Source organism: Paenibacillus roseus (assembly GCF_016424485.1).
Classification (GTDB): domain Bacteria; phylum Bacillota; class Bacilli; order Paenibacillales; family Paenibacillaceae; genus Paenibacillus_D; species Paenibacillus_D roseus.
On sequence record NZ_JAELUP010000053.1, the window covers coordinates 1 to 575 of the forward strand.

The 575-nt window shown below is 45.2% G+C and carries 1 riboswitch.

The features are described 5' to 3' along the window. Window positions 1–51: 51 nt before the first annotated feature. Window positions 52–250: riboswitch (cobalamin riboswitch) on the plus strand. The last annotated feature ends 325 nt before the right edge of the window (window positions 251–575 follow it).

Sequence of the window (575 nt, forward strand, 5' to 3'; positions counted from 1 at the left end):
AGGACGTATAGACAAATGTATCAAAAGCGTATATGATTAGCTCTGATAATTTCATAACATCGAAATAAAGGTGCAGGCATACGATTACGGCTGCTTGCTTAAAAGGGAAGTTCGGTATAAGCCGACGCGGTCCCGCCACTGTAAATGCAGAACGACTCTTAATGAAAGCCACTATCCGAACATGGAGGGGAAGGCGATAGAGAAGTAATGACGCATAAGCCAGGAGACCTGCCTCTATTTTTGAATGTTTCTAGTTCTTCGGGGGGTGGGAATTTGGAAACGAGAGCGTTGAATACGCGCGTTTTTGGCGCAACGCTTTATTAGTATACTATGAGCGAAGGGGTCACCTCGCTTGTTTTTTAGCCGTCCAACGTGTTGGGGCGGTTTTTTTGGTTTGTACGAATAATTTTGCAATTAGAAAGAGGGATCGCAACAATGCAGCGTTACGCATCAAGGAAGGCTATTGCCTTATTAACATTGATCATGGTATTGGTTTCTTCACTCGTGCCATGGGCAGTACCGGTCAATCAGGCCAGCGCGGCAGTAGTAGAAGGAACTTCAAATGCTGTCGTCAA